Annotated in this window: 11 protein-coding genes; 6 read left to right on the forward strand and 5 right to left on the reverse strand. The window is 50.9% G+C overall.

What is annotated here, in order from left to right:
• Positions 1–75 precede the first annotated feature (75 nt).
• The 3 genes from CLV60_RS21020 to CLV60_RS21030 all read left to right on the forward strand — a co-directional run bounded on the left by CLV60_RS21020 (position 76) and on the right by CLV60_RS21030 (position 6139).
• The gene (locus CLV60_RS21020; protein ID WP_106597344.1) at positions 76–2862 is read left to right on the forward strand and encodes a DNA gyrase/topoisomerase IV subunit A; all 2787 of its coding nucleotides are present in this window, start codon (positions 76–78) and stop codon (positions 2860–2862) included.
• A 155-nt stretch (positions 2863–3017) separates the two neighbouring features.
• Complete coding sequence (locus CLV60_RS21025; RefSeq protein ID WP_106597453.1) at positions 3018–3623, forward strand: SanA/YdcF family protein; 606 nt, start codon at positions 3018–3020, stop codon at positions 3621–3623.
• The gene (locus tag CLV60_RS21030; protein ID WP_106597345.1) at positions 3620–6139 is read left to right on the forward strand and encodes a DUF5686 and carboxypeptidase-like regulatory domain-containing protein; all 2520 of its coding nucleotides are present in this window, start codon (positions 3620–3622) and stop codon (positions 6137–6139) included. Before CLV60_RS21025 ends, CLV60_RS21030 begins: the two co-directional genes overlap by 4 nt.
• A gap of 6 nt (positions 6140–6145) precedes the next feature.
• Here the strand turns inward: CLV60_RS21030 and CLV60_RS21035 are convergent, their stop codons facing one another.
• Together CLV60_RS21035 and CLV60_RS21040 are read right to left on the reverse strand one after the other, a co-directional pair.
• Positions 6146–7123 carry an ABC transporter ATP-binding protein gene (locus CLV60_RS21035; RefSeq protein WP_106597346.1) on the reverse strand — a complete coding sequence of 326 codons (978 nt, stop codon included), beginning with the start codon at positions 7121–7123 and terminating at the stop codon, positions 6146–6148.
• Positions 7124–7125: 2 nt separating this feature from the next.
• Positions 7126–7704, reverse strand: coding sequence for a nitroreductase family protein (locus CLV60_RS21040; RefSeq protein ID WP_106597347.1), 579 nt, complete (start codon positions 7702–7704; stop codon positions 7126–7128).
• A 172-nt stretch (positions 7705–7876) separates the two neighbouring features.
• Between CLV60_RS21040 and CLV60_RS21045 the strand changes: the two genes are divergently transcribed.
• Complete coding sequence (locus CLV60_RS21045) at positions 7877–8197, forward strand: heavy metal-binding domain-containing protein (protein WP_090377922.1); 321 nt, start codon at positions 7877–7879, stop codon at positions 8195–8197.
• A 52-nt stretch (positions 8198–8249) separates the two neighbouring features.
• Here the strand turns inward: CLV60_RS21045 and metF are convergent, their stop codons facing one another.
• Positions 8250–9206, reverse strand: a complete 957-nt coding sequence (gene metF, locus CLV60_RS21050) for a methylenetetrahydrofolate reductase [NAD(P)H] (protein WP_106597348.1) — start codon at positions 9204–9206, stop codon at positions 8250–8252.
• A gap of 386 nt (positions 9207–9592) precedes the next feature.
• The gene (locus tag CLV60_RS21055) at positions 9593–10051 is read right to left on the reverse strand and encodes a GNAT family N-acetyltransferase (protein WP_106597349.1); all 459 of its coding nucleotides are present in this window, start codon (positions 10049–10051) and stop codon (positions 9593–9595) included.
• 116 nt (positions 10052–10167) lie between these two features.
• Here CLV60_RS21055 and CLV60_RS21060 point away from each other — a divergent pair, with 116 nt between their 5' ends.
• The gene (locus CLV60_RS21060) at positions 10168–10881 is read left to right on the forward strand and encodes a YebC/PmpR family DNA-binding transcriptional regulator (protein WP_106597350.1); all 714 of its coding nucleotides are present in this window, start codon (positions 10168–10170) and stop codon (positions 10879–10881) included.
• Here CLV60_RS21060 and CLV60_RS21065 read toward each other — a convergent pair.
• Positions 10878–11324: a transcription elongation factor gene (locus CLV60_RS21065; RefSeq protein ID WP_106597454.1), complete on the reverse strand. Its 447-nt coding sequence runs from the start codon at positions 11322–11324 to the stop codon at positions 10878–10880. The genes CLV60_RS21060 and CLV60_RS21065 overlap by 4 nt on opposite strands.
• Before the next feature lie 350 nt (positions 11325–11674).
• On the opposite strand from CLV60_RS21065, the gene CLV60_RS21070 reads away from it, so the two are divergent.
• Entirely contained in the window at positions 11675–15289 is a 3615-nt protein-coding gene (locus tag CLV60_RS21070; RefSeq protein WP_106597351.1) for a CotH kinase family protein, read from the forward strand.
• Positions 15290–15312 lie beyond the last annotated feature (23 nt).

Below are 15312 nucleotides of genomic sequence, written 5' to 3' on the forward strand. Positions count from 1 at the left end.
TCCCCCATGAAGACCGGGAAGCATATGGCTGATCATTTTTTTCTGAATACTTAAAACCTGGTTCCTCCTGCATTTATGGACGAAAACGGAGCTGCGCCCGACGTAGAAGATAGCGGATTGCATGATAAACTGCCCATTTCGGGCTTATACGAAAACTGGTTTCTTGATTATGCCTCTTATGTAATTCTGGAACGTGCCGTTCCGGCGATCGAAGACGGTCTGAAACCCGTTCAGCGGCGCATTATGCATGCGCTCAACGAAATGGACGACGGCCGCTTCAACAAGGTGGCTAACGTGGTCGGCTCTTCGATGCAGTACCACCCGCATGGCGACGCGTCCATTTACGATGCGATCGTCAATATCGGGCAAAAGGAACTGCTGTTCGATACACAGGGTAACTGGGGCGATATCCGTACGGGTGACGGGGCTGCGGCGGCGCGTTACATTGAGGTGCGACTGTCGCGGTTTGGTAAAGACGTTGTTTTCAACGACGATACTACCGAATGGCAGCTATCCTACGATGGCCGGAAACGCGAACCCATTACATTACCCGTCAAATTCCCGCTGCTGCTCACGCTGGGCGTGGAAGGTATCGCAGTCGGCTTGTCCACCAAAATACTCCCGCACAACTTCTGCGAGCTCATCGAGGCCTCGATCACAATCCTGCAAGGCAAGGAAGTGACGATTTACCCCGATTTCCTCACCGGCGGCCTCGTGGACGTGTCCAACTACAACGATGGTCAGCGCGGCGGAAAAGTACGGGTACGTGCCAAAATCGAGGAAGAGGATAAAAAGATGCTCGTCATCCGCGACATTCCTTTTGGTACCACCACTACTTCCCTCATCGAGTCGATCATCAAAGCGAACGACGCGGGTAAGATCAAGATCAAAAAGGTGGTGGATAACACCGCGGCGGATGTGGAAATCCAGGTGCATCTGGCGCCGGGCGTTTCACCGGATATTACAATGGACGCTCTCTACGCGTTCACGGAATGCGAAGTATCCATTTCGCCGAATGCGTGTATCATTATTGCCGAAAAACCTCATTTTGTCGGCGTAACCGACATTTTGAAATACAATACCCAGCAAACCGTCCACCTCTTGCAGCGCGAGTTGGAAATCAAGCGGCTGGCTTTGCTGGAAAAGATCCTTTACGGCTCACTCGAAAAGATCTTCATCGAAAACCGCATTTACCGCGACATCGAGGAATGCGAGACTTTCGAGGCCGTGATCCGCACGATCGACAAGGGCCTGGAACCTTACAAGCCACAGTTTTACCGCGAGATCACCGACGACGATATCGTGGAACTGACCGAAATCCGCATCAAAAGGATCTCGAAGTACGACGGTTTTAAGGCGGACGAACTGATGCGCAAATGGCAGGAAGATCTCGCGGAAACTGAGGATAACCTGGCGCATATTACCCGCTTCGCGATCGAATATTTCCGTGACCTGTTGAAAAAATACGGAAAAGGAAGAGGCAGAAGGACCGAAATCCGCGCATTCAACCAGATCGCTGCGAATATCGTGGCGGCCAATAACCAGAAGCTGTACGTCAACCGGGCAGAAGGTTTCATTGGCTATGGTTTGAAAAAGGATGAGTACGTGATGGATTGCTCGGATATCGACGACATCATCGTTTTCCGTGGCGATGGCCGCTGCGTGGTGACCAAAGTACAGGACAAGGTGTTTGTCGGCAAAGACATTATTTATTGCGCCGTTTTCGTCAAAAACGATGAACGGAAGGTCTATAACGTCGTGTATGTGGATGGTAAAACCGGCGTTTCCTACGCGAAACGCTTCCAGGTAACTGCTATCACGCGTGACCGCGAGTACGAGATCACGCAAGGCACGCCCAAATCGAAGATCACCTATTTCACGGCAAACGACAACGGCGAGGCCGAGATTATCACCGTAAATCTCCAAGCCCAAAGCAAAGCGAAGGTTAAGCAGTTTGACTACAATTTTGCAGAGCTGCTGATCAAAAACCGGAGCGCGATGGGTAACATCCTGACGAAGTATCCGGTCCGCAAACTGACATTGAAAACAGCCGGCCGCTCTACCTTGGGCGGCGTGGATATGTGGTTCGACCCGATTATCGGTCGCCTCAACCGCGACGAGCGCGGCGAATACCTGGGCAACTTCGGCCCGAGCGACAATATCGTGGTTATCTACAAAGATGGCAGTTACGAGCTTACCAACTTCGACCTGACCAACCACTACGAACCGCACGAGGTATTGCTGGTCAAGAAATTCGATACCAAGCTCCCTATTACCGCCATTTATTTTGACGGTGGTCAGAAGCAGCATTTTATCAAAAGGTTCAATGTCGAGACTTCTTCACTCGACAAGAAATTCCTGTTCATCAGCGATGCCAAGAACAGCAAGCTGATCCTCGCCAGCACGGATATTCGTCCGAGGCTGGAAATCGTTTATCCTAAAACGGCACAGAAAGACCAGGCCGCCGAAGAATACCTGGTGGAAGACATGGTCGACATCCGCGGCTGGCGCGCACAAGGTAACCGCATTCCGAACGACAAGTTCAAGGACATCCGCTGGCTCGAACCGCTCGCGGTACCCGTTGAAGAGCCCGCCGAAGCAGCAACGGATGAGCCCGTTACAGACGAGCCGGTTGAAGAAGGCGACGATACTCCCGACAATGCAGCCGGTGATCAGGCCGGCGATCCTGCGAATGCTTTGACCGAAAATACTGTTAATCCGGAAGAAGACGGAGAAAGCGGCGAGGATACCGGAAACGCAGAAGAAGGGGATAGCAGCGACGTGTCGAAAAGCGAGTCAAAACCTAAAAAAGAGGGTAAAAAAGGCTCGGATCCCAAAAGCCAGCTCGGATTATTCGAATAGGCCCGGCAACAAAAACACCCGCCGATTGCGTATATCAGCATTGAATGCCGATGTACGCAATCCGGCAGAATTTCCAGGAACTGAAAATTCAACAGGCAACGCGTGCTCAGGTGAAAAAATTGATCAAAATCATATTAGCCTTAATATTTGCCTGCATGGTTTTCATCTTGCTTTGTAACTTCTGGGTGGTTTACTGTACACGCCAGTACTCCTATTTCTCCATCGAAAGCCTGCCGCCCAATGATGTGGCGCTCGTGCTCGGAACCAGTAAAAAGTCGGAAAAAGGCACTGAAAACCTGTTTTTCAAATACCGGATGGAAGCCACGGCCCGGCTTTTCAAAGAAGGGAAGATCAAATACATTATCCTCAGCGGCAACAACGACTCACAGTATTACAATGAACCGCTGGATATGCAGCGGGCGCTGCTGAACCTGGGTATCCCCGAAAATGTGATGACACTCGATTACGCCGGTTTCCGGACGTTCGATTCGATCGTGCGTTGCAAAAAGGTTTTCAACCAGGATAATTTCACCATCATATCGCAGAATTTCCACAACGCCAGGGCACTATACATTGCTCATAATGAAGGAATTAATGCAATTTCCTTTGCAGCACAGGACGTTCCCGACGGCTACTCTTTCCGCACCCTCGTGCGCGAGTACCTGGCCCGCCCGAAGGCCGTACTCGATGTTCATATCCTGCGCCCGGCAGCGGACGTGACTTCCAATATTCAAATTGGTAAAAATGAGCATGACGAATGAAGCTGCGACGGAACATTACCGCCCTGCTTCTGCTCATTAGCCTCATTAGTACAAAAGGCTTCTCACAAACCAGTTATATCATCAAAGGCCGCATTACCGACGCGTCCACGGGTGATCCCATTCCTTTTGCCAATATCGGCATTCGTGGGCAACTCGGCGGGACTACCACCAATTTCGACGGTATTTACGAGCTCAAATTCACTCCGCCGGCCGACTCGGTTACTGTAACGTATGTCGGCTACACGAGCCGCAGCAAAGCCATCGTACCCAGCCTGAGCCAGCAGGTCATCGATGTCCAGCTTTCGCCCGGCACCACCCAGCTTCGGGAAGTGAAAATCATTGCCGGAGAAAACCCTGCGTATGCTGTAATTCGCAAGATTGTAGCGCGTAAGAAAGCCAATAACGCGGATGAGCTCGCAGCCTATGAATATGAGGCTTACAACAAAATCCAGATCGATATTGATAATCTTTCGAAAGGGTTCAGGGATCGGAAAGCGGTCAAAAAAATGACCCATGTACTCGAAAAGTTTGATGAAGTGAAGGGCGAAAATGGCGAAACTATTATCCCGATCTTCATTTCCGAATCGGTTTCGGATGTTTTTTATCGCCGCGACCCGCAGAAAAAGAAGGAGGTCATTAACAAAACAAAAGTCTCGGGTGTAGGCCTTACCGACGGCAGCGTGGTTTCGCAGCTGATCGGCTCCACATTTCAGCAATATAATTTTTACAACAATTGGCTGAATATCCTGCAAAAGGACTTCGTATCGCCCATTTCCGATAGCTGGAAGCTCTACTACGAGTATTACCTGGCCGATAGCGTATACAATGGCACCGGTTATGATTACCACATCGATTTCGAGCCAAGGCAAAAACAGGACCTTGCATTCACCGGAACGATGTGGATCGACGGGCAGACATTTGCATTGACGCAAATTGACGTGAGCGTGGACAAGCAGGCCAACCTCAACTACATCGATCGCATTAAAATCCAGCAGTCGTATGAGTTGCCGGACGATGAGAAGATTTGGCTCCCCCGCAAGACGCGTGTATTGATCGACGTGGACGAGCCTACTCCTCAGGCTGCGGGAATGCTCCTGAAATTCTATTCAGCCCAATCCAAATACAAACTGAATGCACCCCGCGTGAGCCGATTCTACGACACGGCCATTGAGCTTGCAGAAAACTACCGCGACCATGATTCGACATTCTGGGCCAAAAGCCGCCCCGAAGACCTCAACCCCACGGAAAAACTGACTTTCGAGCTGATCGACTCACTGAAAGCCCTTCCGGTAGTAAAAACCTATACCGAGCTGCTCAATATCTTCGTAAATGGCTACAAAAGAATCGACAAATGGAACATTGACCTGGGGCCCTATTTGTTTTTGTATGCCAATAACAAGGTAGAGGGGCACCGCTTCCGCCTCGGCTTCCGGACTGACCCGGGATTTAGTAAAAAATGGATTTTCAGCGGTTATGGGGCATATGGCACCCGCGACCGCGAGTTCAAATTCGGCGGCGGGCTCGATTATATCATTAGCCGAAAACCCTGGACCATGGCCGGCATTTCCTATTCGAAAGATCTCGAAAGGCTGGGACTTTCGCCGGAAGCCATTGGCCCGAGCACCATTTTCGGAGCATTATCACGATTCGGTGCATTCCGGCGACCGTATTGGCAGCAGGATTTTTCGGCTTATTTCAAAAGAGAAGTGGTGAAAGGCCTTACCGGCAGCGTGCAGCTTCGTCACCGCACTTTCGATCCGCTGTTTGACTTTACTTACCGCACCAACCCCGCAGCGGGCGACCAGTCGCCCATAAAGAGTGCATTCGACATTACGGAAGTTAATTTTGAGGCGAGACTAGCTCAAAAAGAGACCTTCCTCCTGAACGACAATGAACGCATCAGCATGGGTAATGGCAATTCGCCTGCATTTACGTTACGCTACACGCATGGCTTCAAGCATTTGCTGGGCGGGGATTTCAATTACAACAAGTTCTCTTTAAATATCCGGCAGAGCTTTCGCGCGGGGGTGATCGGGCGCACCTATTATAATGTTACGCTGGGCTATATTCCTTCCACCCTTCCCTACCCGCTGCTCTACACGCCGCTGGGCAACGAGTCGTTCTTTTATGTGGAAAATGCATTTAACCTGATGCGCTATTTCGAGTTTATCAGCGACCGGTATTTCGCGCTGCGCATGGAGCACAATTTTGAAGGATTCATATTAAACCGCATTCCCGCGATCCGGCGGCTGAAACTGCGTATGCTCGCGACGGGAAGGCTGTTCTATGGCAATATCAGCGAGGCCAATGAGAAACTTACGACGACTACCGACGAATCGGGCAAACAGGTACTGGCATTCAACCGGTTGAATTCAAAACCTTACATCGAACTCGGCTACGGAATCGATAACATTTTCCGCACCGGCCGCGTCGATTTCATTCACCGGCTCACTTATCTGAATAACCCGAATGTAACGCCGTTTGCCGTGAAGATTTCCTTCTGGTTTAAGTTATAGTGAAGGTCAAATGCTTTTAAGGTCTTTGGAAGCATAGGTCAAATGCACTTCCTGCCCTATTTCGAGGTCGGGTTTATTCCGGTAGAAGGATAGCTGCTCTTTTCCTCTTGAACAGCGGATTTCCCAATGGTTGCCGTGAAAACGCATGGCTTCCACTTTTCCTACCCAACGGCTCTTTTCCGGGTTCCGCGTCGGTTTGATCTTTTCGGGGCGAATGTAAAACTGCTTTTTGTGCTTATCCCCGGCGATCCAGTTAATATCGCCCGTCAGTTCGGCCACGTAGCTGTTTACCGGGTTATTGTACACCTCCTGCGGCGTCCCGATCTGGATAATCTGCCCGTCGCGCAACACCGCAATCCTATCCGACCATGCGAGCGCGTCAGCTGCTTCGTGCGTGACGAATATGCAGCTCATTTTCTGCTGCTTGCGCAAGCGCTCGATCGCGTCCGCGAGCACCCGGCGGTTATGGTTGTCCAAATGTGCGAAAGGCTCGTCGAGCAGCAGCACATCCGGGAGCTCCGCAATCGCCTTGGCGATGGCCGTACGTTGCTTTTCACCGCCTGACAGCAACTTGGCCTTTCGGTCTTTGACGCCTTTCAACGCAGTCGTTTCCAGCAGCTCCGCCACCTTTTCGAGCCGGTAATCGGGCTCGTAGAAGCGCAGGGAGTAGGCAATATTCTCCTCGACCGTCTGGTTGGGAAACAGCTCGAATTCCTGGTGAATGAGCCGTATCGCCTCGTGGCCGGGCATCAGCTCGCTCGCCACCGATTTCAATAACTGCCCTTTGAAAAAAACATCACCTTGCTCCGCATCCAGGAAACGTCCCAGAATGCGTAGCAAGGTGCTTTTCCCCGACCCGCTTTCGCCCAGGATACCCAACCACTCGCCGGGCGCGAGTTCGAGGTCGATGCCCGCAAGGACGGTGTCAGTACCATATGTTTTGATGATCTGCTGTGCACGCAGGGTCGGTCGGGACTGTTTCATGCTCAGGCCCAGGTGATTTTATCTTCGATTTTGCCATTACGGCGCATAGGGGGCTCCACGCCGTCGTGGTAGCCAAGGTAATAGAGGCCTAGGCATTTCTGTCCTTCCGGAAGTTCCAGGTACTCGCCCAGTTCTTTCAGTACCGCTGGGCTGCTCCAATAGGACCCGATGCCGTATGCAGTGGCTGTCAGCCACATATTTTGTACCGCGCAAGCCACTGCCGCCGTTTCTTCCCATTCGGGCAAGTCGTTCGGGTGCAATTCCACATTGATAGCGATTACACAGGCCGATTTCAGGATTTTTTCACCCGCAGCTTCGTAACGTGCCTGTGAGAAAGATTCAGCCGGTGTATTGTTGCGGTAACGCTCCATGAAAAAGCTCGCCAGGTGCTGCAATTTCTCTTGTCCTCTGAACACAATGAACCGCCAGGGCTCGGTGCGCTTGTGGGTAGGCGCATAATGTGCGTTTTCAAGGATGTTGTCGAGTACTTCCTGCGGAATCTCTTTCTGAATGTAGTTCGGGGGGAAAATAGCCCGGCGTGTGCGGATGATATGATTAATGGTTTCTACTGTCTGTTCCATTACTGATTGTTTTACTAGTCGAATTTGGTCAAGGGGCAAAACTAACGATTATACCCAAAATTTACCCAGAACTCGTGCTACTTTGCCGCTAAACCATTATTTTCAGCCTCCTCTTCGACAAAACCGTAATTTGGCCGGTCAAAAAATCAACACCAATCAAACCTGAAATCGCATGCTTGTTACTACTACCCCGAATATCGAAGGTAAAAGAATCACTAAGTATATCGGACTGGTGAATGGTGAAGCCATTATCGGGGCCAACTTTGTCAAAGATTTCCTCGCAGGTATACGCGACGTCGTGGGCGGGCGCTCGGGCTCGTACGAGCAGGGGTTGCGCGAGGCGAAAAGCATTGCCATCCGCGAAATGATGGAGCAGGCCCAGCGCCTGGGCGCCAATGCGGTGATCGGCGTGGATATCGACCTCGAAACGATTGGAAACGGCAGCTCGATGCTCATGGTGAGTGCCAACGGCACTGCGGTGTGCTATGAGTAATAGCTGAGGCCGCTTGCCGGACACGGGGTGAATGGCAAGCGGCGAGCGGTTATTAGAATACGCCGCGGGCGATCTGCGACACGTTGTCGGATTTGCCCATCGTGTAAAAATGCAGTACGGGCACGCCGTAAGCCAGGAGCTCCTTGCATTGCTGGATGCCCCATTCGATGCCTACCTGGCGCACTTCCTTATCGGTCGCGCATTTCTCCACTTCTTTTACCAAATCGTGCGGAAATTCCAGGTGGAAAATATCCGCCAGGACCGTCAGTTGTTTTCTGGTAGATAGCGGTTTCAAACCGGGGATAATAGGAACGGTGATACCCTCGGCCCGGCAGCGTTCTACGAAACTGAAATACTTCTGGTTATCGAAGAACATTTGCGTCACGATATAATTAGCGCCCAGGTCGATCTTCTTTTTCAAAGCCGCAAAGTCAGAATCGAACGATGCCGCATCGAAATGCTTTTCAGGATAACCGGCAACGCCGATGCAGAAGTCGGTAGGCGACATTTCGGTTTCTGCGTGGAGCAGGATTCCCTTATTCATATTGTCAACCTGTGTAACGAGTTCCGACGCGTAGGTGTGCCCACCGGGTTTCGGCCGGAAAACACCCGCCGACTTCTCAGGGTCGCCGCGGAGCACCAGCACGTTGTCGATACCCAGGTAATGCAGGTCGATGAGCACATCTTCGGTTTCGTCCTTCGTGAAGCCGCCGCAAATCACATGGGGCACCGCATCCACCTTGAATCGTTCCATCAATCGCGCGCAAATGCCGACAGTGCCGGGGCGCTTGCGGATGGGGATCCGTTCGATGCTGCCGTCCGGGCCAACCCGGTCGATCAGCTCTTCACGGTGGTAAGTCACGTCTACAAAAGGGGGATTGAATTCCATCAGCGGTTCAATGGAATTCAGCAGTTCGTTGATATTCTGACCTTTCAGTGGAGGAATGATCTCGATGGAGAATAAGGTCTTACCCTCCGCACGGCGAATGTACTCGGTAACTTTGGTCATCTAGAAATGATGTGGTGTGTTGTAAAGGAGTACAAAGAAAGCAAAAAAAATGGCCTACCGCATTACAGTAGGCCATTCCACGTAAACCCTCCTCTATCAGTGTTCGTCAAAAATGTTAATTGGGTTGCTGACAGGGCGTCAGTCCCAAAGCAACAATTTGCTTGACTGAATACTAATAACTAAAATTCTGTGCCAAATTAGGAAAGAAAGCGTTTACGAGCAATTTATATCAAACTTTTTTTATCGAAATGTAGATTAGTTACTACAATTTTCACCAAACATCCTGTTTTAACCCTGTTTTAACACATTTGGCGGTTACATACAGTGTTTACTATTTCAACACTTTTGGGAAACGATTCCCCAAAAGGTCGCACATTTTACTGTTTCTACTGATTTGGCCTCGTCATTTCGATATGTTCGATCTCATCTTCGAGGTAAACATCGCCTGACTGTCTGAAACCGAACGACTCATAGAACCTTTTGAGGTACAGCTGCGCACCGATCCGGATCGGGACCTTACCATACAATTCTTCCAGTTTTTGAATAGAAACATGGAGCAGCTCGATTCCGTAACCCGCCCCGCGCCCTTTCGGCGAAACGACGATCCGCCCGATCGCCGGATATTCGTATGACAGCCCTGGCGGGACGATGCGTGCAAAGGCCATGAGCTCGCCATTGCGGTAACCTGAAAGATGGTGACTTCGCTGATCTTTGTTATCCGCGTCGAGATAACAGCAGCGTTGTTCGAGTACGAAAACCTCGCTGCGTAACCGTAGTATGCCGTAGAGCTCGCTTGTAGTCAGTTCGTCGAATGTTTGAAAGCGCCAGTCGAGTTGATAATCCATGAAAATTGGGGGCAAAAGAATTTATTTTATCTGATATTGACCGTTTTTATAAATTTGCGGCACAATTGACAATACCAAGGTACCAACATTAAAATAACTAATAATACATTATAAGTATGGGAAGGGCTTTTGAATACAGAAAGGCACGGATGTTCAAGCGGTGGGACAAGATGGCCAAAACTTTCACCAGGATTGGTAAGGAGATCGTTCTTGCCGTAAAAAGCGGGACTGCTGATCCGGCCACCAACTCCAAACTCCGGGTACTGCTCCAAAATGCCAAAGCGGTAAACATGCCCAAAGAAACCGTTGAAAGGGCTATCAAACGTGCCACTTCGAAAGACCAGGAGGATTACAAGGAAATGGTATACGAAGGTTACGGCCCGCACGGTATCGCCATTCTCGTGGAAAGTACGACCGACAACCCTACCCGCACCGTTGCGAACGTAAGAAGCTACTTCAACAAGCTGGGTGGAAGCCTTGGCACCATGGGGATGCTCGACTTTATCTTCGACCGCAAATGCATTTTCAAAATCAAAAACACCGGCAAGGATATCGAAGAGCTGGAATTTGAACTGATCGATGCCGGCGGTGAAGAGGTATTCCTCGATGAAGAAACAGGCCTCATCAACATTTATGGTGAATTCCCTGCCTTTGGTGCATTACAGCATTATTTCGAGGAGAACGGTTATGAAATCGTAGAAGCGGATTTCGAACGCATTCCGAACGACACCAAGACATTGAGCGATGAGCAGATTGCCGAAGTCGAGAAACTGATCGAAAAGATCGAAGAGGACGACGATGTGGTACGTGTGTTCCACAACATGGCTTAATGCAGCGCCACGATCCGGTGTTGTTTTTTCATAAATTCAAAAAAAGTCCCGGGCTCTTTACCTAACAGCGAAGCACCTACGGGCGACGAAGATGAGACTGCTATGACGGTCTCATTTTCTATTTTAACGGCTCCCAGGCTCACAGCAATAAGAAACCAGCCAGCCGTAGTTTCCAGCAGCGACCCCACAGCGCTGCGGGTGGGGGCATCGCCTTCACCTATCTTTTCGAGGATCAGTCGTTCCTGACGCGCCTGCTCGTATTGCCGCGCGTGCATATTGCGGTCGAGCTGCCCCATCGAGCGGGAGGTTTCATATTTGTCCCCCATTGAGCTTTTCCCCTGATCGTTCGCCGATTCCTGCGCTGCTTCCATAGCAGCCCAAGCTACCTGCATGCGCTCGTCGAGGAGTGATTTCACGTGAGCGATCACCTTTGCTTTATCCATTTTCAAAAAGTATTTGCTGGCCGTCGGCCAAAATTGCCGGAAGGTTGCAAATATAATGAGGTAACCGGCAATATCTCCTCTCCTTTGCAGCAACCTGCTATTCTACAAACAATTCAAATTATATCTAAGTCAATCAATAAAATATTTCTATATAAAAGGGTTTGAAAAACAGAAATAATGCAACCCTGATAAAACTATTTCTCAGCGCTTCCAGAGTTGTATTTAACAAACGCCCAACCACCGCAAAACTATCTGAATATCAGGTAATATACGTCAAAATAACTACCAGTTTATTAGCATTTCACCTGCAATAATTTTAATTTCTATCAGAAAAATCCCCCTCTATTATCATGAAATATTTATACTACACATTATCGCTGGCGGTATGGGTTTCATGTACCGTCTGCCTGGGCCAGTCTATCAAAATCAATGAGTTGATGGCCTCCAATTCTTCTTCGTACCTGGACGAAACCGGTTCCGACGAGGACTGGATCGAACTTTACAATGCGGGTGCCGCGGCCGTCGACCTGGGTGGCTATTACGTGACCGACGATGCGGGTGAACTGAAAAAATTCCAGCTGCCAACCGGCACTGGCAACCTGGTAATCCAACCCGGCTCCTTCCTTATCCTCTGGGCAAGCGGCGTGCCGTCGCGCGGACCCAAACATCTTGGCTTCGGCCTCAGCGGCGACGGTGAGCAGTTTCTGCTGGTAGCGCCCGATGAAACGGTCATCGATCAAATCGATTTCCCGAAACAGCGAACGGATATTTCATACGGCCGGAAAACCAATGGTTCTCCCGAGATCGTCTATTTCTCCCCTTCTTCGCCCAACGCGAACAATGTGGCTGCCAATTCTTACACCGGCTTTGCTTCTCCGCCGGTCATGAGCGTCGAAAGCGGTTTTTTCCAAAACAATTTTACACTGACGATTTCCACGGCCGTACCGGGCGCGGAAGTGTATTATACAACCGACGGCTCGCAACCCGACAAAGACAACATTACGGCTCCCGGCAAGGCTTATCAATACAAAAACCAATATCCGAAAGACCCGGGGCAATCAACCGGCCCTACATTCACCAACTATTTTATGACACTGAAACAAAACTCGCCGGTCGACATCCCGATTTCCGACAAGTCGTCGCAGCCCGATGTGTACGCATCCATTTCGGCCACGAATGACAACACGCCTACCTACACATTCGTACCCATGAAGCCGGTATACAAGGGTACGGTCATTCGGGCGAAGGTATATGAGGCAGGAAAGCTACCCAGCGAAACCGAGTCGCGCACGTACCTGTTTACGCCCGACGGTCAGCCGAAATCACAGCTTGCCGTGTTCTCGATCAAAACCGACCCGGATGATATGTTCGATTACGAGGACGGCATTGGTGTAGCCGGAAAGGATTTTGTGGACTGGCGTAACGCCAACCCTGGTGCGGGGTCGTTTGGCACGCCGGTGGGCAACTATTACCGCCACACCGAAATCCCTTCGAATGTGGAAGTGCTGATCAACGGCAATGTGGTGATCAATCAGGACCTGGGCCTGCGCATTCACGGGCAAGGATCGAGAACGCACGACAAGAAGAGCTTCCGGCTGTATTCCACCGGCCCCAATGCCTCGCAGAGCGACATCGATTACCCGCTTTTTCCGGCACTATCCTTCCACACATTCAAGCGGGTCATTCTGCGAAACTCGGGAAATGATTACGAGCGCACGCTCATGAAGGACTCCTACATTCACCAGATCGCCAAGGGGCTGGATATGGAATTACAGGAATACCGGCCCGTTACCACCTACCTGAACGGCGAATACTGGGGCATTCACGATCTGCGGGAGCGGCAAGACGAATACTATTTTGCAAGCCACTATGCCCTCGAACCCGAAAACATCGAGTTTTTTGCAGACCCCGACATTGAAAACGACTCGGGCCATTATGGCGATTTGTCCAATTTCATTAAGACCCACAACATGGCCGACGCAGCCAATTACGACTATGCTTTGGCGCGGATGGATATGGATAATTTCATCGACTACTGCATTCTGGAACTCTATTGCGCCAACTGGGACTGGCCATACGGAAACATCAACTACTGGCGCCATAAAGTACCGTATAATCCCTCTGCGGGAAAAGGCAAGGATGGCCGCTGGCGGTGGGCGCTGTTCGATGTGGACCTGAGCTTCGAGGATGTGAGTGCGAACCAGTTTTCGAAAGCATTAGGCGCGCCGGACTTTCTGCTGCAATATCTGCTGCCCAACCTTACTTTCCGGAACAAGTTCATCAACCGCTATGCCGACCTGATCAACTCGCATTTCCAGCCAGCGCGGCTTCTTACCCAGATAGACGTGTGTAAAAATCTAATTGCGAATGAAATGCCGCGAAATATCGAGCGCTGGAACCGGCCTTCCAGCTATTCGACCTGGGAATCGAACGTCAATCTGATGGTAAACTTCGCCACGAATCGGCCCGGCGTCGCCCGGAGCCATATTCAAAGCCAGTTCAACCTTAGCGACGGCCAACGATCGGTTACCGTCAACGTTTCCAACCAGGACCATGGCTACGTGCGCGTCAACACGATCGACATCCTGCCGACTACCCTGGGCATTTCGGCCAATCCGTATCCGTGGAGCGGCACTTATTTCAAAAACGTAAATATTGCATTAACCGCGGTTCCCAAGCCCGGCTACAAGTTCCTGCAATGGGAAAATGCTTCAAACCAGATAGTATCCAATACTGCAACAATTAGTTTTGCGCCCTCCTCTACTGCACCCTATTTCCGGGCGGTGTTTGCCGTGGACGTGGCGCCCGTGCAAGTACCTGCGCCGTTGGACGAGGGCGCTTGCGTGTACAATTTCAACGCCTGGCTTGCCTCTGCCGCCTCGGGCGCATTTCCGGATAACATGCGGTTTGTATACATGGAAAACGACGATCCAGGCCTAACCTCCAACGTCGTGGGTTTCACCAATGGCGTATACAACCTCACAAGCCGTACGCGGATCAACGGTTTGGGCGATGCCGGTATTTCGTTTATCAACACAGGCAATGCCACTGGTAATCCCGGTTATCCCGGCATGAAACTCGGCGGGGCCATACTCGCATTGAATACCACGGGAAAGAAACAGGTGAGCGTAAAATGGACGGGCGGCACGGTAACACCCAACACCAGGCCGTACGCCATACGGCTGCAATACCGCACTTCCGATTCCGGGCCTTTTACGGACGTTCTCAATACCAGCAACCAGCCCGTAGAATATGTAAGGTCGGCCACGGCAGGCCACGAACAGGTCCTCAATTGGGTAGCGCTCCCCGCAGCGGCATTGGATAAACCTTACGTACAGCTCCTGTGGCGGTATTATTGCACCGATCCCATCGCTACCGGGGCCAGGGACGAACTCCGCCTCGACGACATTACCGTGCAAACTTGCTCCAACCCGTTGCCCGTCACCCTGGTGAGTTTTAATGCGAGTGTTGTGGAAGAAAAGGTATTGCTGACCTGGACTACCACCGAGGAGAAGAACAACGACTATTTCGAGGTTGAACGCTCCCACGACGCAAGCACATGGAGCATTGTCGGCCGCATTACGGGAAAAGGGACGGTCAGGGCATTCAACACCTATCGACTCGAAGACGCCCAGCCGCTGCCGGGAACAAGTTACTATCGACTCAAACAGGTGGATACCGACCAATCTTACGCCTATTCGCACATGGTATCGGTACGGCGCCCTGATTTTGCCGTGAGCGTATTCCCCAGCCCCGCCGATAATATCCTGTATATCAAACTGGCCAATCAAAAAGACCGGTTCAGTTACATCATATCCGACGTTTCCGGAAAAATCCGGTTACGCAGCTATGCCGCGCAGGGGCGTTCGTCGATACCCGTAGGAAGCCTTACGTCCGGATTGTACCTCATCCGGATTCAGAACAATGACGGGACGTCTACCGCACTCAAGTTCATCAAGAAGTAAATGTCCCGACAAAACTCTGGCCT

Origin of the sequence: Dyadobacter jiangsuensis (genome assembly GCF_003014695.1) — a bacterium.
In the GTDB taxonomy this organism is placed as follows: Bacteria; Bacteroidota; Bacteroidia; order Cytophagales; family Spirosomataceae; genus Dyadobacter; species Dyadobacter jiangsuensis.

What these genes read in the sequence shown, in the direction of transcription:
- CLV60_RS21020 (WP_106597344.1), top strand. Translation starts at nt 76, where the DNA reads ATGGACGAAAACGGAGCTGCGCCCGACGTAGAAGATAGCGGATTGCAT.
- CLV60_RS21025 (WP_106597453.1), top strand. Translation starts at nt 3,018, where the DNA reads ATGGTTTTCATCTTGCTTTGTAACTTCTGGGTGGTTTACTGTACACGC.
- CLV60_RS21030 (WP_106597345.1), top strand. Translation starts at nt 3,620, where the DNA reads ATGAAGCTGCGACGGAACATTACCGCCCTGCTTCTGCTCATTAGCCTC.
- CLV60_RS21035 (WP_106597346.1), bottom strand. Translation starts at nt 7,123, where the DNA reads ATGAAACAGTCCCGACCGACCCTGCGTGCACAGCAGATCATCAAAACA.
- CLV60_RS21040 (WP_106597347.1), bottom strand. Translation starts at nt 7,704, where the DNA reads ATGGAACAGACAGTAGAAACCATTAATCATATCATCCGCACACGCCGG.
- CLV60_RS21045 (WP_090377922.1), top strand. Translation starts at nt 7,877, where the DNA reads ATGCTTGTTACTACTACCCCGAATATCGAAGGTAAAAGAATCACTAAG.
- metF (WP_106597348.1), bottom strand. Translation starts at nt 9,206, where the DNA reads ATGACCAAAGTTACCGAGTACATTCGCCGTGCGGAGGGTAAGACCTTA.
- CLV60_RS21055 (WP_106597349.1), bottom strand. Translation starts at nt 10,051, where the DNA reads ATGGATTATCAACTCGACTGGCGCTTTCAAACATTCGACGAACTGACT.
- CLV60_RS21060 (WP_106597350.1), top strand. Translation starts at nt 10,168, where the DNA reads ATGGGAAGGGCTTTTGAATACAGAAAGGCACGGATGTTCAAGCGGTGG.
- CLV60_RS21065 (WP_106597454.1), bottom strand. Translation starts at nt 11,324, where the DNA reads ATGGATAAAGCAAAGGTGATCGCTCACGTGAAATCACTCCTCGACGAG.
- CLV60_RS21070 (WP_106597351.1), top strand. Translation starts at nt 11,675, where the DNA reads ATGAAATATTTATACTACACATTATCGCTGGCGGTATGGGTTTCATGT.